12 protein-coding genes are annotated in these 18,407 nt (G+C 64.5%); 5 read left to right on the top strand and 7 right to left on the bottom strand.

The window, feature by feature from the left end; translation table 11 throughout:
- The first annotated feature begins 34 nt into the window (after positions 1–34).
- Positions 35–1,108 carry a hypothetical protein gene (locus ABID59_RS33455; protein WP_354086189.1) on the top strand — a complete coding sequence of 358 codons (1,074 nt, stop codon included), beginning with the start codon at positions 35–37 and terminating at the stop codon, positions 1,106–1,108.
- Positions 1,109–1,124: 16 nt separating this feature from the next.
- Here the strand turns inward: ABID59_RS33455 and ABID59_RS33450 are convergent, their stop codons facing one another.
- From ABID59_RS33450 to ABID59_RS33435, 4 genes are all read right to left on the bottom strand, one after another.
- Positions 1,125–2,480: a cytochrome-c peroxidase gene (locus ABID59_RS33450; protein WP_354086188.1), complete on the bottom strand. Its 1,356-nt coding sequence runs from the start codon at positions 2,478–2,480 to the stop codon at positions 1,125–1,127.
- Between the two features lie 17 nt (positions 2,481–2,497).
- A complete protein-coding gene (locus ABID59_RS33445; protein ID WP_502916844.1) occupies positions 2,498–4,147 on the bottom strand; it encodes an alkaline phosphatase family protein in 1,650 nt (549 codons plus the stop codon).
- A 328-nt stretch (positions 4,148–4,475) separates the two neighbouring features.
- The gene (locus ABID59_RS33440; protein ID WP_354086186.1) at positions 4,476–5,735 is read right to left on the bottom strand and encodes an alpha/beta hydrolase family protein; all 1,260 of its coding nucleotides are present in this window, start codon (positions 5,733–5,735) and stop codon (positions 4,476–4,478) included.
- 40 nt (positions 5,736–5,775) lie between these two features.
- Complete coding sequence (locus tag ABID59_RS33435; RefSeq protein WP_354086185.1) at positions 5,776–6,567, bottom strand: ABC transporter substrate-binding protein; 792 nt, start codon at positions 6,565–6,567, stop codon at positions 5,776–5,778.
- 244 nt (positions 6,568–6,811) lie between these two features.
- Between ABID59_RS33435 and ABID59_RS33430 the strand changes: the two genes are divergently transcribed.
- Positions 6,812–8,005 carry an efflux RND transporter periplasmic adaptor subunit gene (locus tag ABID59_RS33430; RefSeq protein ID WP_187435246.1) on the top strand — a complete coding sequence of 398 codons (1,194 nt, stop codon included), beginning with the start codon at positions 6,812–6,814 and terminating at the stop codon, positions 8,003–8,005.
- 10 nt (positions 8,006–8,015) lie between these two features.
- A complete protein-coding gene (locus ABID59_RS33425) occupies positions 8,016–11,174 on the top strand; it encodes an efflux RND transporter permease subunit (RefSeq protein WP_354086184.1) in 3,159 nt (1,052 codons plus the stop codon).
- Here the strand turns inward: ABID59_RS33425 and ABID59_RS33420 are convergent.
- Together ABID59_RS33420 and ABID59_RS33415 are read right to left on the bottom strand one after the other, a co-directional pair.
- Complete coding sequence (locus tag ABID59_RS33420; RefSeq protein ID WP_354086183.1) at positions 11,171–13,429, bottom strand: cation:proton antiporter domain-containing protein; 2,259 nt, start codon at positions 13,427–13,429, stop codon at positions 11,171–11,173. The two genes, ABID59_RS33425 and ABID59_RS33420, sit on opposite strands and share 4 nt — an antisense overlap.
- A 509-nt stretch (positions 13,430–13,938) precedes the next feature.
- Complete coding sequence (locus ABID59_RS33415; protein ID WP_354086182.1) at positions 13,939–15,111, bottom strand: MFS transporter; 1,173 nt, start codon at positions 15,109–15,111, stop codon at positions 13,939–13,941.
- Between the two features lie 59 nt (positions 15,112–15,170).
- Between ABID59_RS33415 and ABID59_RS33410 the strand changes: the two genes are divergently transcribed.
- Positions 15,171–15,971, top strand: coding sequence for an AraC family transcriptional regulator (locus ABID59_RS33410; RefSeq protein WP_354086181.1), 801 nt, complete (start codon positions 15,171–15,173; stop codon positions 15,969–15,971).
- Between the two features lie 276 nt (positions 15,972–16,247).
- The gene (locus tag ABID59_RS33405; RefSeq protein ID WP_354086180.1) at positions 16,248–17,597 is read left to right on the top strand and encodes a malonyl-CoA decarboxylase; all 1,350 of its coding nucleotides are present in this window, start codon (positions 16,248–16,250) and stop codon (positions 17,595–17,597) included.
- Positions 17,598–17,990: 393 nt separating this feature from the next.
- On the opposite strand, the gene ABID59_RS33400 is transcribed toward ABID59_RS33405, so the two are convergent.
- Complete coding sequence (locus tag ABID59_RS33400) at positions 17,991–18,278, bottom strand: GIY-YIG nuclease family protein (protein ID WP_354086179.1); 288 nt, start codon at positions 18,276–18,278, stop codon at positions 17,991–17,993.
- Positions 18,279–18,407 lie beyond the last annotated feature (129 nt).

Below are 18,407 nucleotides of genomic sequence, written 5' to 3'. Positions count from 1 at the left end.
TCCCTTGACCGACGAATCGTTGGGGGAACCAGCCATGCGTGCACGACGTCATGCCATCGCAGCCATCGCGGGGCTCGGGCTGATCCTGGCGACGCTCACCGCGAGCCAGGCGCAATCGCTCCCGCCAACACAATCGGACGCGCAAGCCGCCTACGATCGCGCACTCGGCGATTTCAAATCGATCCTTAGCGAGCGTCGCCGCCAGATCGAGGCGAAGCAGCCGCTGCCCAACCTGCCCGGCCAGGCGCTTTATCTTGCGCGCGTCGCGGTGATCAGCGCGTACAAGGATCTCACCGACGCCGTACCGTCGCGGATCGGCAAACCGAACAAGTTCGAAATTCCCCCGGCCTATTTCGATGCCGCAATCGAGCCGCTGGTCGACGAATATGCCGATCTGTTCGAGATCATGGAGGCGCCGCCGCCGAGCGCGCAGAATTCGGCGACGCCGTTCAAGGATGTCGTCGATCTCGCCGCAGCGATTGCGCGCGCCAAGGGGCTTGCGCCTGTTCATGCCGACGCGGCGGGCCGCATCAGCCTCGGGCTGTTCTTTGCCGAGACCAACGGCAAGCAGAACGTCCGGAATGCGCGCTCGAACACCTATATGGGCAGCCTGCAGACCGGCCCGTCCGAGGACCGCAACGGCCAGCGCAAATGGGAGGCGATCAAGGGTGCGATCGCGGCGACCGATCCCGCGCTGAACGCGCGTGACGACAAGGAAGAGGCACGATCCCGCGGCACCGATCGCCGTTTCAATCACTGGACCAATGTGCGCGACGGCCTGATGAACGCGCATGCCGAGCTGTTCGCCGAGATCCCGGCGATCGTGAAGACGCTTCCCGATCCGATCGACCAGATGAAGCTGTTCGAGCTGATCCAGATCATCCCGACACCGACACGCTCGGCGCTCAAGTCGGGCGACCTGCTGAACTACCGGGTATCCGATCCCACCATCATGAAGCACCTGCGCAACAACAGCATCTTCGCCTTCGGCAAGGCCGACCGGGCGCGAAGCTCGGCCAGCTTCCGTGAGATTCTCGGCGCGATGTGGCTGTTCAAGCGGAAGTTCGAGAAGGCGATGGTGAAATACGCGGAGATCAAACCGCACTAGCCCTGTTGGACGCGCCCTAGTTCTCCGCCTTGTAGCCGTCCGTCAGCGTCTTCAGGAAGGCGATGATGTCAGCCTCGTCCTGATCGGTCATCGCCGGCTTGTCGCCGGAGTGACGATCGAACGGGGGATCGGTGACGTCGACATTGGCGTGATATTTTTCAGGCAGGTCGTCGTATTTCCGCACCGTGCCGTCGGCTGCGCGCGGAAACACCTTTTCCGGATTGGTGTCGCGGAAATTGTAGAAGTCGAGCACCTGCTCGAGGGTTCTGAAGCCGCCGTTGTGGAAGAAGGCGCGACGCGTCGCGGTGTTGCGCAGCGTCGGCGTCAGGAACATGCCGCAATACTGGGTCTGCTCGGGAATATCGGTCCGATGCGGACCGCACACGCCGAGATCGAAATAGCCGGAATCCTTGTTGCCCGCGAGCGCGGCATTCCGTGGCGCGCCGAGCGCTTCATATTGATGATCGGTAAACATCGGCGGCAAGCCGTCGCGGGTCGGCGCCGAGGTGTGGCAACCGGCGCAGTTCGCCTTGTCGGGATCGTTGAACAATTGCAGGCCGTGCAATTCGCTCTCCGACAACCGCGCCTTACCCTCGAGCCAGTAATCGTACTTGCTGGTGTAGGGATGGAAGCTCGGCTCTTCGACCTGGTAGCGCGCAACCGCAAACATCGCCTCCGCGATCAGCAGCCGCTGGTTTCTCAGCACGCCGGCGCCGAACAGCTCGACGAAGCGGTTGACATAAGGTGCGCGGCGCAGCTTGTCGGCCACGATCTCTGCGCTGCCGCCGTCCATCTCGTTGGCGTCGAGCAGCGGAAACAGCGCCTGGTCCTGAAGCGTGTCGGCACGACCGTCCCAGAACAGGCCGCCCTGCGGCACGATGTTGGCCGAGGCACCGGTGCCGCCCGCGGTCTTGGTCGTGCGCGCGGCCTGCTGGCCGAGCGCAGCCATCTGCGCGAGGTCGATGATGTTGTCGTCGTCGCCCTTGTCAGGGCCGATGCTGAAATTCGGCTGGCGATCGAGATAGGTCAGCGACGGCACCGCGCGTGCGCCTTGACGCGACAGACTGGCGCCGCCGAGCATCACCGGCCCATCGTTGGGCGGGCCGTAGGCGTGATCCGGGCTGTGACAGGATGCGCAAGACAGCGAGCCGGACGACGACAGCGAGGCGTCGTAGAAAATCTCCTTGCCGAGCTGCGCCATCGCGGACAACGGGGCAACGGACGGACGCATGAGGCGAACCGGGTTCGGGTTGGTGCCCGCCGTATTCGCCTCTGCAAGTCCTTGCGCGAGTCCTTGCGTCTCGGCTGCAAAGACGGCGCCGGCCAGGGCGAGCAGGCCGGCGCCGAGGAGCCACAAAGTGCGGCTGTTCATTATGACGTCCCGTTGGACTAGTGGTGGTGGTGCTCGTCCGGCGGGCTGACCATCACCGTGCCGGTGGTCGGATCGAGGAACAGCGCGTCGGTGCGGAAGTCATGGCTATGATCATGGTCGAAATCGAACAGGTCCATGATCGATCCGGTGGTGGCGTCGAACGAGCCGCCGCCGAGGCGCTGGCCATGCAGCCAGTTGTCCTCGATGAAGCGAACCACCGAAGCCTGGGTCGTATAGGTGTGGCTGACATAGTTGGTCTTGGCGTAAGGCGAGACCACGATCAGGGGCACGCGGGTGCCCGGACCACAGCGGCCGTTGACCGGCTTGCCGCTGAGACCGTTCGGCGCCGGCTGCTTGGTCGGGCCGAGGCCGCACAGGCCGGGACCGTTGACCTGATCGGCGGTCGCGTCATACGAGGCGTTCTTCGGTGCAACGTATTGGTGATCGTACCAGCCGTCGGAGTCGTCATAGGTGATGATGACGGCGGTCTCGCGCCACTCCGGCTGCTTCTGGAGGAAGTTGATCAGCTCGACATTGCCGGCCTGCTCGTCGAGCGGGTCGGAGTTGCCGGCGTGACCGTCCTGAAAGGCCGGCATCTTGACGTAGGACACGGCCGGGAAATTGCCGGCCTTGATCGCCGCATAGAGGTCTTCGAGGTCGTAATTGTGGTTGGCCGGATCGACCTTGCCGTTGAAGTCATGGGTATGGCCGATCGCGTGCACCGAGCTCGGCCGCGCGTGGGTCGGGTTCGCCGTCGACGCGTGATACTGGAAGAAGGCGTGGTGCGGGATGTAGTCGACGATGGTGCCGTTGACGTTGGTCGAGAACGTGCTGCGGGCGCAACCGGTGGTGCCGTTGGCGTTCTTGAGGGTCAGATCGAAGCCACCCATGAAGCTGCCCCAGCTGATACGCTCGGCGGTGAGCAGGTCGCCGATGTTCTTGCCGCCCATCAGCATGGTGCTGGTCTTGCTGGAGCAGGCATCGTTGCCTGGATCGGTGTCGCCGGTCAGCGTCAGGCCGCCCTGCCCGTCCGCGATCGACGCCGTGGTGCCGATGACCGGCTGCACGCCGTTGGTCTGGCCGCCGACCACTTCCAGCATGCCCGGCGTCGACGGACCGAACGTGTCGGTCCAGTTGTTGTCGGTCATGGCGAAATGCTGGGCGTAGTTCCAGAATCCGGTGACGGTGTTGCCGTCGAAATAGCCCATCACCTGACCATTGGTGCCGAACGCGCCGGCGCCGCCGGCGGTGCCGCGACCGGTGAATTTCGGGAACAGGTCTTCCTTGCCGTTGTCGACGGCCTGCTGCTCGGGCGTATAAGCGTGGTTCTGCGAACGCGTGTTGGCCTGGGTGCGGTCAAGGCGGAACGGGTCCGTTGCGCCGGTGCCGTTGGCCGGATTGTTGTTCGGGTTGTTCACCAGCAAACTGGCGTTGGCGAGGTTGTTGACCCGGGGCGTATGCGGCTTCGGCACGAAGGGGATCGAGCCCGAGGGATTGGCCGCGTTCGGATAGGTCGCGAAATAATGGTCGAACGAGCGGTTCTCGTTGAAGATGATGACGAGATGCTTGATCGGCGTTTCCGTATGGATCTCATGCGGATGACGATCATGATCACGATCGTGGTCATGATCCCGGTCCCGGCCGAAATCGTCTGCGAGAACCGGCATGGCGCACGCAAGTGCAGTCGCGGCCGCGAAAATCGCAGCCGTCGTCAAAAATTTGGATTTCATCTCTGTTTGCCCCGAAGGAATGACGCCGCGACCCTAGCGTTCACATTTGACAGAGCTGTGTCAGTTTGACGCGTGAGACACTTCGCGCAGCCAATCAGAAAGAGATTTTTACGTGCTCCTGCTGGCGACAAAGGCGGGTCTTCTGCCGGAATGCGCCATCGGCAATTATTCCACGCGTGGAGATAAAAAATCGCAGCCCTGCATTTGGCTTTGCGGAACAAGAACGAATCCTGCATGGCAAGATTGCCGCGGCTGTCCGCGGCGACTAATGCTCGCGATCGAGCGAAGCCAGGAATTTGTCGGCGATCGCTCGCCAGCGTTCGGGATAAAGCCGCAGCAGATGGCCATCGCCGGGGACGCCGTGTAGAATCTCAAAGCGCGCGCTGCCGCCGGCGGCTGCGAACGCCTCGTGATATTCGCGAATAAGATCCTCCTTGTAGAGGCGGTCGTTGTCGGCATAGAGCCAGAGCTGCGGGACCTTGGCGGCTGCGCCGCGGCCCGCATTGGCGTAGTACGGCGTGGTCACCGGTCCATACGGGTACCAGCCGCCGCTGAAATTCACCACGCCCAAGACCTCGCCGGGCTTGAGGCCGGCATAGTGCATGGCGAGGAAGCCACCACGCGACTGGCCGGCGAGCAGCACCTTGCCCGGCTTGACGCCGGGCAGCGTCCGGCCATAGGCGATCGCGGACTCGATATCCTCGACGGCTTCAGCGACACCGGCCGAGACGTCGATCAGGCTGCCGTCGTGATCGCGGCCGAAAGTCTCTTCACCGTTGATGCCCTCGGAGCTGCCGCGTCCGCGGCGCATCAGCACCAGCACTGCAAATCCGTTGTCGCGCAGCCAATGCGCTTCGGTCGAGAACGACCAGGATCTCAGCTGATTCCGACCGACGTCGGATCCATGGGTGACGATCGCGAGCGGTGCCGGCTCCGGCCCCGACGGCGGGTAGAAAGTGCCCTCGAGCGTGATCGGCCGCGTGCCATCAGGCGTGCGAACCGCAAGATGCGGAATCCGGACGCGCGCGCCGGGCCACGGCCAGTCGTTCGGCCGATCGCCCGCAGCAAGACGCGCAGGATCGGCGCGGACCAGCGCTCCGGAGGTGACGACGCCATTCTTGAGCGTGGCCGTCATGTACAATCGGTCGGGGCCATCAAAGGCATAACGGAAGATGCGAAACCCCGTCATGGTCAGCACGCCGTCCACGACCGTCGCCTGGTCCCGCCACCATTCGCGATTCATGCCGTTGAAGGCCGAGTCCGACCGGGCGAAGACGAGGTCTGCATGTCCGTCAGCCCTGACGCGCTCGACCACGAGGATGTGCCTGTCGTCGCTCCAGGTCCCGATCCATGCGCCCTGGAAGCGCGCGATCTCGGGCGGCACGTCGGAGGCCGGCGGCTCCATGTCGAACCCGGGCGGCAGCGGGACGATGGTCTCGGGATCGACCGTCAGCGGTTGGGCCTGAGCGCTCTGCATCATCGAGACCAGCGACACCATCGCGGCTGCGATCCAACGTCCAAGCATGTGCCCCCAGTCGAAATCCAATGTGGCCGGAAGGATAAACCTATTCGGTGCGGATCGGCGTGTCCTTCAGCCCGTTATTATCATAAGCCTTGCGCAAGGTGCCGTTGGTCACGGCCTCGGTCATGAACCTGGTGACGAACGCCAGCGACTGGCCATGGCCGAGCGGGACCGCAACGGCGGTCACCGTCTTCTTGAACGTCTCGTCCAGCACCTTCGTGCCCGGAATCTTCTGCGCCATCTTGTTGAGCTGGTCGCGCGACAGCGCGAAGGCGTCGATCTCGCCGCTCTTCAGGAGGCCAAAGATCTCATCGTAGGTCTGATAGCCCGTGACCTTCGCATTCTTCAGATGCGCAACGGCGCCGCGCATCGTGGTCGTGGCGTTGACTGCCGCGACCTTGATGCCGGGTTGGTCGAGCGTGGCGAAATTGGTGACGGTCGAACCCGCCTTGACGATATAGGTGGCGTCCGCGACCTCGTAGATCGGGCCGAACATCATCCTGGTCTCGCGTTCGGGATCTTTCGGCAACCAGCTGACGTCCCAGCTGCCCTTGCCGGCCGCGTCGGTGATCTGTCCGGAATTCTGGTACACGACATACTCGACGGGGATGCCGATTTGCGCCGCCATGTCCTTGCCGAGATCGACGGGGACGCCGGCGTAGCCGGCTTCGGTCTTGGTCGACCAGAACGCCCCGCCCGCCGGGCTGATCGCGATCGCGACCCGCAGCTTGCCGGTCGGTGCGATCTCGTCCTTCAGGCCATCAGCTAGTGCGGGCATGGCGACCGCCGCTGCGAGGACGAGGCCGGCGCAGGCTGACCAGAATGGCGTAGACATGTCATGTTCTCCTCACGTTTCTTCTTGTCCGCTTCCTTCCGCCAGCCTCGCGCCGATCGCGCTGCCTTTGACACAATTCTGGTCGATCGTGCGCCCGGTGAAAAGCGATTTGTCACGACCAAAATGTCGAAGACACGCCGCTGTTTGCAGTGCAAGGGCTGCGCCTGCCATGGCTATGGTGTTTCACGGCCGGTCATTTGTTGCTAGCCTGCCGCACCGACAGCTAGCCATCGGGGGCCACCGAATGACCTCAGCGTATCCCGTCCATTCCGCACAATCTCGTGGCGCATGGAGGCATGTCGGGCGGGCCCTGGCCGCCACGGCGGTCGTGATTGCGCTCGCCGGCTGCGAGGACAAGAACGCCTTCGTCGCGCCGCCGCCGCCCAAGGTGGACGTCGCCACACCCGTACAACGGTCGGTGACGCGCTATGTCGAGGCCACCGGCAACACCGCGCCGGTCAAGAGCGTCGATCTCGTGGCGCGCGTCCAGGGCTTCCTGCAATCGATCGACTACACGGACGGCACCTTCGTCAAGCAAGGCACCCAGCTGTTCACGATCGAGCCCGAGACCTACAAGCTCAAGCTCGAACAGGCGCAAGCTGCCGAGACCGGCGCGCAGGCCACGCTCAAGCAGGCCGAAGCCGACTTCAAGCGGCAGGCCGATCTGGTGCAGCGCCAGGCGGTCTCGCAGGCGACACTCGACACCTCGACATCGACCCGCGACAACGCCCAGGCCAGCCTCCAGCAGGCCCAGGTCAATACGAGGCTCGCCGAGGTCAACTACGGCTACACCAAGGTGAGCGCGCCGTTCGACGGCATCGTCAGCGCGCATATGGTCTCGATCGGCGAGCTCGTCGGCGTCTCCTCCCCGACCCAGCTCGCCACCATCGTCGCGATGGACCCGATCTGGGTGAATTTCACCGTCAACGAGCAGGACGTGCTGCGGATCCGGGCAGAGGCTCAGCGCCGCGGACTGACCGCCGCCGACCTCAAGCAATTCCCGATCGAAGTCGGCCTCCAGACCGAGACCGGCTATCCGCATGAAGGCCACCTCGACTACGTCGCGCCGACCATCAATTCATCAACCGGCACGCTTGCCGTGCGCGGGCTCGTGCCCAACGACAAGCGGGTGCTGCTGCCCGGCTATTTCGTCCGCGTCCGCGTGCCGTTCGACCAGGACAAGAACGCCCTCCTCGTCCCCGACACCGCGCTCGGCAGCGACCAGGGCGGGCGCTATCTCCTGGTCGCCAACAAGGACAATGTGGTCGAGCAGCGCAAAGTGCAGATCGGCGCCGTCGACAACGGCCTGCGCGTGATCGAGAGCGGCCTAAAGCCGGACGACCGCGTCGTGATCGCAGGGCTGCTGCGCGTGATCCCGGGCCAGAAGATCGACCCGCAGATGACCAAGATCGAGCAGCCACAGGCCTCGAACAAATGAGGCGCCGGTCATGATCTCAAAATTCTTCATCGAGCGGCCTGTCCTCTCCAACGTCATTGCGCTCCTGATGATCCTGATCGGCGGCGTCGCGCTGTTCAACCTCGCGATCGCGCAATATCCTGATGTGGTGCCGCCGACGGTGCAGGTGACGACGCGCTATCCCGGCGCCAGCGCCAAGACCGTGATCGACACCGTCGCGCTGCCGATCGAGCAGCAGGTCAACGGCGTCGAGGACATGCTCTACATGCAGTCCTACAGCGGCTCCGACGGCACCTATACGCTGACGGTGACGTTCAAGATCGGCACCGACCTCAACTTCGCGCAGGTGCTGGTGCAGAACCGCGTCTCCAGTGCGTTGTCGCAGCTGCCGTCGTCCGTGCAGAACCAGGGCGTCACCGTCCAGAAGAGATCGACCTCGATCCTGCTGTTCGTGACGCTGACCTCGCCTGACTCCCGGTTCGACAGCCTTTACTTGAGCAACTACGCGACGATCAACCTACGCGACGAGCTCTCGCGACTGCCCGGCGTCGGCAACGTCACGGTGTTCGGCGCCGGCCAGTATTCGATGCGGATCTGGCTCGATCCAAACAAGCTGCAAGCGCGCGGATTGGTGCCGCAGGACGTGATCCAGGCGATCCAGCAGCAGAGCCAGCAGGTCTCGGCCGGCCAGGTCGGCGCGCCGCCGACGCCGCCGGGGCAAGCGTTCCAGTACACGCTCAACGTCAACGGAAGGCTCGACGACACCACGCAGTTCGAGAACATCATCGTCAAGACCGGCACCAGCGGCGACGTCACGCGTGTGCGCGACGTCGGCTGGGTCGAGCTGGGTGCGCAGACCTATAGCCAGATCTTCTCGCTCAACAAGCAGCCCGCCGTCGGCATCGGCGTATTCCAGTCGCCCGGCGCCAACGCGCTCGAGGTCGAGCAGGCCGTCGAGAAGAAAATGACGGAGCTCGCCAGGCGCTTCCCAGAAGGCATGAAATACGACACGCCGTTCGACACCACCAAGTTCGTGCAGGCCTCGGTGCACGAGGTCTACATGACGCTGATCGAGGCCGGCCTGCTGGTGCTGGTCGTGATCCTGGTATTTTTGCAAGACTGGCGCGCGATGCTGGTGCCGGCAACGACCGTGCCTGTCACCATCATCGGCGCCTTCGCCGCGATGGCGGCGCTCGGCTTCACCATCAACATGTCGACGCTGTTTGCAATCGTGCTCGCGATCGGCATCGTGGTCGACGACGCCATCGTCGTGGTGGAAGGTGCCGCCCACAATATCGAGCAGGGCATGAACGGCCACGACGCCGCGATCAAGGCGATGGACCAGCTGTTCGCGCCGATCGTCGGCATCACGCTGGTGCTGATCTCGGTGTTCTTGCCGGCGTCGTTCCTCGCCGGCCTGACGGGCCGCATCTACTCGCAATTCGCGCTGGTGATCGCGGCGACCGCGCTCTTGTCCGCCATCAACGCAGCGACGCTGAAGCCGACCCAGTGCGCACTCTGGCTGCGGCCGACGGTGCCGCCGGAGCAGCGCAACTTCTTCTACCGTGGCTTCAACGCCGTCTATAACCGCGTCGAGCGCGGCTACATCCGGCTGATTGGCGTGCTGTGCAGGAACAGTACGATTTCGGTTGCCATCGCACTGGTCCTGATCGGGATCGGCGGCTACGGCCTGTCGCGGGTGCCGACCGGCTTCCTCCCGATTGAGGACCAGGGCTATCTGATCGCCGCGGTTCAGCTGCCCGACGGCGCCTCGCTGGAGCGAACCCAGAAGGTGCTCGACAGGGCCGCCGATATGATCAAGGACACGCCCGGCGTTCAGCAGGTCATCACGATTGCCGGCATCTCCGCGCTCGACAACAGCGCGAGCCTTGCCAATGCCGGCGTCGCCTACATCATCCTGAAGGACTGGGACGCGCGCAAAGGCCCCGGCGAGGATTTGCGCTCGCTGGTCTACGGCCTGAACGACAAGGTCGCGACCATCATGGAGGCGCGCACGCTAGTGCTGCCGCCGCCGCCCATTCAAGGCATCGGCAACGCCGCCGGCTTCTCGATGCAGGTCGAGCTGCGCGACGGCAACAGCGATTTCGCCAAGCTGCAGGCCATCACCGGCGCGATGGTCTCGAACGCCCAGAGCCAGAGCGCGCTGCAGCGCGTCTCGTCCTCGTTTCGTTCGGCGGTGCCGCAATTCAACGTCGAGATCGACCGCGTCAAGACCCAGACGCTGCACGTGACCACGGACGCCGTGTTCTCGGCGCTGTCGACCTATCTCGGCTCGTCCTACGTCAACCAGTTCAACAAGTTCGGCCGCGTGTTCCAGGTCTACACCCAGGCCGATCCGGCGTTCCGCGTCACCGAGCGCGACATCGCCAACATGCAGGTGCGCAACCAGAATGGCGACATGATCCCGATCGGCACCGTCGCCACGATCACGCCGGTCACCGGCCCGTCGCTGATCAGCCTCTACAATCTCTATCCGTCCTCGACCATCGTCGGCCTACCGGCACAGGGCTATTCGTCCGGCCAGTCGCTGAAGCTGATGGAGGAGATCGGCGACAAGACGCTGCCGCCGGGCACCGGATTCGAATGGACTGCGATGTCGTATCAGGAGAAGGCGGTCTCGAACCAGATCTACTGGGTGTTCGGCCTCGCCATGCTGCTGGTCTATCTCGTGCTCGCCGGCCAGTACGAGAGCTGGTACGCGCCGATCTCGGTGATCCTCGCCGTGCCGCTGTCGCTGATCGGGCCCATGCTGGTCCTCAACGGCTTGAAGATCGATAACAACCTCTATTGCCAGATCGGCCTGATCCTCTTGATCGCGCTGTCGGCCAAGAACGCGATCCTGATCGTCGAGGTCGGGCTCGAGCTGCACGGGCGCGACGGCAAGCCGGTGCTGGAAAGTGCTATCGAGGCGGCGCGCGCCCGTTTCCGCCCGATCCTGATGACGTCGTTCGCCTTCATCCTCGGCGTGGTGCCGCTGGTGATCGCGACCGGCGCCGGTGCCAGCGCCCGCAAGTCGATCGGCATCACGGTGTTCTCGGGCATGCTGGCCTCGACCTGCCTCGCGGTGCTGTTTGTGCCGGCGTTCTTCGTGGTGGTGCAGCGGTTCGAGAACTGGCGCGCGTCGAAGAAGGCGCCGAAGGCGCAGCCGGTCGCGGAGGCGAAGTCCTAGGCCTCGCTTGGTGCCTGCCGCGCCTCGCCGCTCGAGACCAGCAGCACCGAGACCTTCGACTGCCTGAGCACGGCGTCCGCAACGCCGCCAAAGGAGAGGTGATCGGCCTGGATGCGGTCGACGCCCATGACGACGAGATCGACATCGGTGGTGTCGATCTCGCGCAGGATCGCAGCTTCCGGCGCCCGGTTCACACGCAGCGTGGTGGTGATGTCGACGTCGTAGCGGGCAGCGAGATCGCCGGCGTCCTTGAGGATGCCGGCCTCCTGGCTCAGGCCGCGGGAGGCACCGCGCTGCGCGCCCTTGTCCCGCGTCGTCGCGACATAGATCACGCGCAGCGAGCCCGATCCGGCCTGCGTCAGCGCGACCGCGACCTCCGCGCCGCGCTTGGCGACGCCGCTGCCGGAGACGGGAACGAGGATGTTGAGCGCATCCGGTATCGGCTGCTTGAGGTGCTTGCCCCTGGCGGCCACGATCGCGAGCGGTCCGTCGAACCTTGCGGCGATGTCCTCGATCTTCCGATCGAACCGATCGTTGGCCGCAGTGACCTTGTCGACCCCGACGATCAGGAGATCAAAACCCTTGCGCGCCTCATCGGCGATGGTCTCGCCGAGCTCTGCGCGCCTGGCACGGGTGACGACATCGACCCTGCCGGCGTCGCCTTCACCATTGGCGGAGACGGCTGCCTTCCTCACCACGGCCTCGTGGCTCTCCTCCTCATCGCGGACCTTCTCCTGCTCCCTGGCGTGCGTGCCGATATGCAGCACTGTGATGGGCAGGCCGCGCATGCCGGCCATCAGGCCCATGATGTGCGACGCGAAGGTGGCGTTGACGCTCTCGTCGACCGCCAGCAGCGGACGTTCGAGGTTGGCGACAAAGCCGCGCTTCTCGAATTCCTCGCGCTCCAGGCGCTCCTGCTCCTCCCGGTTCATCGGCAGCTTCGCGAGCGCCGCGCGCAGCATCGGGGGCATCGCCATCGTGGTCACGATTGCCATGGTCACGATCATCGTGAACAGGTTCTGGCTGAGCACGCCGATGGACAGGCCGATGGTTGCAATGATCACTTCGGTCGAGCCGCGCGCGTTCATGCCGCTCGCGAGCGCCAGCGATTCCCGCGTGCGCAGGCCGCCCAATGTGCCGCCGACAAAGGCGCCGCCGAACTTGCCGACGCTGGCGATCACGACGAGGAGGGCTGTGAGCATCAAAAGGTTCGGATCGCGCAGCACCGAGAGGTCGGCGCTCAGGCCGGCGAGACCAAAGAACACCGGCATGAAGAAGCTCGAGATCAGCCCGCGCAGGCGCTCGTCGATCTGCCGCGTCAGGATCGGCGACTCCCCGACCAGGATGCCGGCGACGAAGGCGCCGAGCACGGTGTGAACGCCGATCGCATGGGTGATCAGCGCCATCGCGCCCATCAACAGCAGGATCACGGTGACGACCGCCGCGGCGCTGACGAGGTTGTCGTTGGCCCAGCGGATAAGCTGAAACACCAGCCGCCGGCCGACGGTGAAGCTGATGGCGAGGAAGGTGAGCGTGCCCAGCACGGCCTTCGCCACCGAGGCGATATCCAGCGTGCCTTGCGAGGCCAGGCTGAAGATGACGGCGATAATGATCCAGCCGATGGTGTCGTCGATTACGGCGGTCGCGACGATGATCTGGCCGACATTGCGGCGCATGAAATTCATCTCGCGCACGACCACCGCGACGATCTTCACCGAGGAGATCGACAGCGCCGTGCCCATGAACAGCGCGGCCACCAGGCGCTGCTCCGGTTTGGGCAACAGCGCATCGGGCAGGAACTCACCGAGCGCAAAGCCGCAGGCGAAGGGCACGAGGATGCCGGCGATCGAGATCGCGATCGCGGCCTTGCCGACCTTCCTGACCAGCTTGAGGTCGGTCTCTATGCCGGTGAGCAGGAGCAGCAGCAAAATGCCGAACTGGGCGATGCCGTCGATCATCGCCTTCTGTTCGGACGTCGCAGGGAAGATCGCGTGCTGCGCTTCGGGCCAGATCCAGCCGAACAGCGACGGCCCGAGCAGAATGCCGGCGAGCAATTCGCCGATCACCGAGGGCTGGCCGATCCGCTGCATGATCTCGCCGAGGCCGCGCCCCACCGCGATCAGCAGCACGATCTGCGCCACCAGCAGGAATTCGGACGGACCGGCCGATTTGCCGCCCTCGGCGCTGGCCGAAATGGTGGTGAGGACAAGCGCCGCGGGGACAAGGCCGACCGGTCGGAGCAGGCTCCACTGCATGCAGGTGTCTTCCCCCTTCACCCGCCCCGGCAAGGTGCCGGAGCCACGGGGATAGAACCCGCAGGAGGTGGAGCGGGTTCCCGCGGCATTCACGGTCAGCTAGAGGCGAAAGTCGAAAACAACCCCATGCACAGTAGATATGAGGTTGAAAAGGCCCGAGAAATTTCGGCCTTGCCGAAATCGCTTGCTCCGTCGGGCAAAACACCGGCATGATGGCATCATGGGTGGTGTGCACGACGCGGTGCGACCCCGCCTCCCCGTCATTGCGAGCGCAGCGAAGCAATCCAGAGTCCCTCCGCGGAAAGATTCTGGATTGCTTCGCTGCGCTCGCAATGACGAGTGGAAAGAGTCCCGGCCTCACGCCCCGCTCGTGCCCCGGACGCAGCGCAGCGCCACTTCGGCGGTGCGCTGCAGAGCCGGGGCCCATGCGACACGGGAAATCGTAGCCCCTGGGTCCCGGCTCTGCGCCGCAACGCTCACGCGTTGCAGCTTGTCCGGGACACGAGACCTCACGCCGCAGCCGGCGTCCGGATCTCGCGCGGGAGGATGATCGCCGCTGCAATCGCAAGCAGGCAGAGGGCGGCAAACGCGTGCAGCATGGTGACGAAGCCGCCCTGCTCGTACAGCCAGGCAACCAGGCCGACCGAGGCACCCGCCGCGGTGAAGCCGATGAAATAGCGCACGGCGTAGGCGCGCGAGCGCCATTCCTCGCTGGTGTATTTGCCGACCATGGCGTCGTTCACCGTGACCTGCCCGAAGGCGCCCATGACGATGCCGATCGACACCAGGATCAGCGGCAGGTTGGACAGGCTCGCGGCAAGATACAGGAACGGCGCCAGCATGAAGGACAGCGGCAGCGCCACCGTCTTCAGCGAGTAGCGGTCGAGCAGCCGGCCGATCGTGTACTGCGTCATCGCGCCGAACACATAGACGCAGGCCGCGATGACCCCGAGCAGCGCCGGGCTCTTGGTGAGATCGGCGAGCCGCTCCGCGAACAGCTTTGGCAGCGCCACCGTGACGGCATTGAAGGTGGTGGAGATTGCAATCACCACGATGAGCAGCGACAGCACCACGCGCCACATGTCCTGCTTGGCGACACGCGCCTGCGCGGCCGCCTGCTTCGAGCCCTTGCGATCCTCATGCACGACCAGCATCGCAAAGGCGATGCCGATCAGGATGGTGACGATGCCGGGCACGATGAAGGCAAAGCGCCAGCCGAGATACTGGCCGATCACGCCTGTCACCAGCGCGGACGAGGCGACGCCGAGATTGCCCCAGACGCCGTTGATCCCCATCTCGCGGCCGAGCCTGTCGGCATAGGACACGATCATCGCGGTGCCGACGGGATGATAGATCGAGGCGAACACGCCGATCGCAAACAGCGCGGCGCCGAGTTGCACAGGCGTCTGCACGAAGCCGACCGAGATCATGGCAAGGCCGATTCCGATGAAGAAGATCAGCATCATGTGGCGGCGGCTCCAGCGGTCCCCTAGCCAGCCGGTGAGCAGCGAGCCGGCGCCGAAGGCGATGAAGCCGGGGGTCGCGTAGGGCAACAGTTCCGAATAGGCCATGCCGAGCGCCGGCCCCATGATGATCACGGCGGCGGCAAAGATCAGCATCGCATAATGGTCGATGAAATGGCCGGCATTGACGAAACTGATGACCCGGCTGGGGCTGTTCATGCGAATCCTCTCCTGCTCCGAAATGAGTTATATGTCGGAGCCATGACGGGATGCTGCCAATGAGTGTCGTCGAAACGCCAATCCTCAGGGAGGTTCGGGGCAACCACCGCTCCACCGCGGGCGTGCACCTGGTCGCGCGCGATTATCCCAAGGGCTTGCGGCTCGACCCGCACATGCACCGCGAGGCGCAGCTGGTCTATGCGGCACGCGGCACCATGCAGGTGACGACACCCGGGGGACGCTGGCTGGTGCCGCCGGATCGCGCGGTCTGGGTGCCGGCCGGGCTCGAGCACGCCATCGACGTGCTCGCCGACATCGAGATGCGTACGCTGTATTTCGACCTCGCCTGGCTGAAGCGCGAGAAGCGCTACGACGGATTGACCAGGGAATTCGTGGTGCGGGTGTCGCCGCTGCTCAATCAGGCGATCCTCGCGCTGTTCGACGCGCGCAACACCGAGGAGCGCACCGAGCTGCTGGTGCGTCTGGTGATGCTGGAATTGCACCAGGCCGAGGATTCCGCAACCTTCGTGCCGCTGCCGCACGAGCCGCGCTGTCGGCGCGCCGCGATGATCGTGCTCGACGATCCAACCGGCTTGCACGACATCGACACCCTGGCGCGCGAGGTCGGAACCTCCGCGCGCACGCTGTCGCGGCTGTTCTCGAGCGAGACGCAACTGAGCTTCAAGAGCTGGTGCCAGCGCGCGAGGATTGCGGCGGCAATCCAGCGGCTGTCGATGGATGCGAGTGTCTCGGTGAAGCAGCTCGCGACGCAACTTGGTTATGCCAGCGTGCCGGCGTTCTCGGCCGCGTTCCGTCAGGTGACCGGGCGTACGCCGACGGAGTTTGCGGGGAAGAGTTAGCCCCAACCTCGTCATTGCGAGCGCAGCGAAGCAATCCAGAATCCTTCCGCGGCGGCAGTCTGGATTGCTTCGCTGCGCTCGCAATGACGGCGTGTGAGGCCGCCCCCTCGCTGCCTAAATGCCGCCTGATGCCTCCGCCCTCGTCGGGCATGACAGCCTTCTCGAAACGCACGGCCCAGCTAAAGTTGGCAAATTCGCCTGCTTGATTGTGATCGGCTTCCGCCTAAATCCCGTGTAAGCTTCCGCACCGCACAAACCCGGTTTCGAAAGGCCCAGATGGCTAACGCCTTCTTCTCCGACCTGCTCGCCACCATCTCCGAGCGCGGCCGCACGCTGTTGCGCCGCGATTCTGCCGACACCAAACAGGACGCCGACGGGCTGATCGAGCTCTGCGACGCGCTGCTGTCGGGCCGGGGTGAAGCCTCCGGCACCGCCATGGCGCGTGAAGTGCTCGACATCTACCAGGAGTTGGATGCGGCAGGACGCCGCGCCTTCTTCGAGGCGCTGGTGCGCGACTTCGGCCCGGACCGGGAACGGCTGGCACAGGCAATCGAGAAATGGCGCGCCAAGCCGGCAGACGAGGACGCAAGCGCGTTGCATTTCGCCTCCGAACCGCGGCGGCAGGAGCTGATCCGCCGTCTCAACCGCGCGCCGGGCGGCACCGGCGATCTCGTCGCCATGCGCGCCGACCTGCTCGGCATGATGAACGGACATACCGATCTCGCCGCGCTCGACCGCGACGTCTCGCATCTTCTCTCCTCGTGGTTCAACAGGGGGTTTCTCGTGCTGCGCCGGATTGACTGGTCGACCCCGGCCAACATCCTCGAAAAGATCATTCGCTATGAAGCCGTCCACGAGATCTCCGACTGGGACGATCTGCGCCGCCGCATCGACCCGGTCGATCGCCGCTGCTACGCCTTCTTCCATCCCGCGATGGTCGACGAGCCATTGATCTTCGTCGAGGTCGCACTGACCGAGACCATTCCCGGTGCGATCGCGCCGCTGCTGGCCGTCGACCGGCAGCACCTTCCGATCGAGAAGGCGCGCACCGCCGTGTTCTACTCGATCTCCAACACCCAGCGCGGTCTTGGCGGCATTTCCTTCGGCAGCTTCCTGATCAAGCAGGTGGTCGAGGAGCTGCGCCGCGAGACGCCGAAGCTCGACACCTTCGTGACGCTGTCGCCGGTGCCGGGCTTCATGCCGTGGCTGAAGCAGGACAAGGATTTGCCGCTGTCGGACGAGGATCGCGAGATCCTGAAGCGCCTCGACGATCCCAAATGGTTCGAGAACCCCGAGACGGCTGCGCAACTGCGTGCCTTGATCGAGCCGCTCGCCGCCCATTACTTCCTGAAGGCGCGCACGCCGAAGGGGAAGCTGATCGATTCCGTCGCCCGCTTCCATCTCGGCAACGGCGCGCGCCTCGAGCGCATCAACTGGCTCGGCGACCTCTCGCCGAAGGGCGTGCGCGAATCCGCCGGCGTGATGGTGAACTACCTCTACCGCCTCGACGACATCGAGAAGAACCACGAAGCGTATGCCAACGACGGCGAAGTCGTGGCGTCCGGCGCGGTGAAGAAGCTGCTCAAGGGTGAGGGGCGGCGGCTGCTGGATATGCGGCTGTCGTAGCGGAGACGCTCGCGTCTCATTGCGAGTTGGGATCGGCTTGAGGAGCCGACGCGCGCTGAATGAAACTTTACGGCTGCACCGCTCCGTCCACCGTCATTGCGAGGAGCTCTTGCGACGAAGCAATCCAGACTGCCTCCGGGGAAAGATTCTGGATTGCTTCGCTTCGCTCGCAATGACGGAGAATGTGGCGACACCTCGCAATTCGGCACCACCGCGCATCGCAGACGAAGGCACCAGCAGACGACCCAGCTCCCTCCGCCGTCATTGCGAGGAGCTCTTGCGACGAAGCAATCCAGACCGCCTCTGCGGAGAGACTCTGGATTGCTTCGCTGCGCTCGCAATGACGGAGGATGAGGAGATAGCTTGCGTCTCGGTCTCACCGTCCTAAGACGCTCAAATCAGCGTCTCGTACAGATCCGTCCAGTCCGGATTGACACTCTCGATCAGCGCAAGTTTCTTCGCCCGGCTGCCGCCCTTGATCTGTTTCTCGCGCGTAATCGCGTCGGTCATGGTCGCGTGCAGCTCGAACCAGACGGGGAGCTTGCAGCCGTACTGCGACGAGAAGCCCTTCACGAGGCCCTCGCGATGCTCGAACGCGCGGCGCGGCGGATTGGACGTGACGCCCGTGTAGATCGTCCCGTTACGACGATTGGCGAACATGTACACGCAGGGCTGCTTCATGATTGTGCTCGGCCAGGAGAGCCTTTACGATAACACAACCTGAAGGAAATTGCGAGCGACGCTTGAGACAGGAGCAAAAAAACGTGACGTCGCCACACCGTCATTGCGAGGAGCCCGCGACAAGATTGC

The organism is Bradyrhizobium sp. S3.3.6, from assembly GCF_040546905.1.
Taxonomy (GTDB): Bacteria; Pseudomonadota; Alphaproteobacteria; order Rhizobiales; family Xanthobacteraceae; genus Bradyrhizobium; species Bradyrhizobium cytisi.
The sequence above is the reverse complement of the archived record's forward strand: the minus strand, read 5'-3'. Positions and strand labels throughout refer to the sequence as shown.

Bases quoted from the DNA above. Each gene is read 5' to 3' on its own strand.
- ABID59_RS33425 (WP_354086184.1), top strand. From the start codon at position 8,016: ATGATCTCAAAATTCTTCATCGAGCGGCCTGTCCTCTCCAACGTCATT.
- ABID59_RS33435 (WP_354086185.1), bottom strand. From the start codon at position 6,567: ATGTCTACGCCATTCTGGTCAGCCTGCGCCGGCCTCGTCCTCGCAGCG.
- ABID59_RS33450 (WP_354086188.1), bottom strand. From the start codon at position 2,480: ATGAACAGCCGCACTTTGTGGCTCCTCGGCGCCGGCCTGCTCGCCCTG.
- ABID59_RS33430 (WP_187435246.1), top strand. From the start codon at position 6,812: ATGACCTCAGCGTATCCCGTCCATTCCGCACAATCTCGTGGCGCATGG.
- ABID59_RS33455 (WP_354086189.1), top strand. From the start codon at position 35: ATGCGTGCACGACGTCATGCCATCGCAGCCATCGCGGGGCTCGGGCTG.
- ABID59_RS33420 (WP_354086183.1), bottom strand. From the start codon at position 13,429: ATGCAGTGGAGCCTGCTCCGACCGGTCGGCCTTGTCCCCGCGGCGCTT.
- ABID59_RS33440 (WP_354086186.1), bottom strand. From the start codon at position 5,735: ATGCTTGGACGTTGGATCGCAGCCGCGATGGTGTCGCTGGTCTCGATG.
- ABID59_RS33410 (WP_354086181.1), top strand. From the start codon at position 15,171: ATGAGTGTCGTCGAAACGCCAATCCTCAGGGAGGTTCGGGGCAACCAC.
- ABID59_RS33445 (WP_502916844.1), bottom strand. From the start codon at position 4,147: ATGCCGGTTCTCGCAGACGATTTCGGCCGGGACCGGGATCATGACCAC.
- ABID59_RS33415 (WP_354086182.1), bottom strand. From the start codon at position 15,111: ATGAACAGCCCCAGCCGGGTCATCAGTTTCGTCAATGCCGGCCATTTC.
- ABID59_RS33400 (WP_354086179.1), bottom strand. From the start codon at position 18,278: ATGAAGCAGCCCTGCGTGTACATGTTCGCCAATCGTCGTAACGGGACG.
- ABID59_RS33405 (WP_354086180.1), top strand. From the start codon at position 16,248: ATGGCTAACGCCTTCTTCTCCGACCTGCTCGCCACCATCTCCGAGCGC.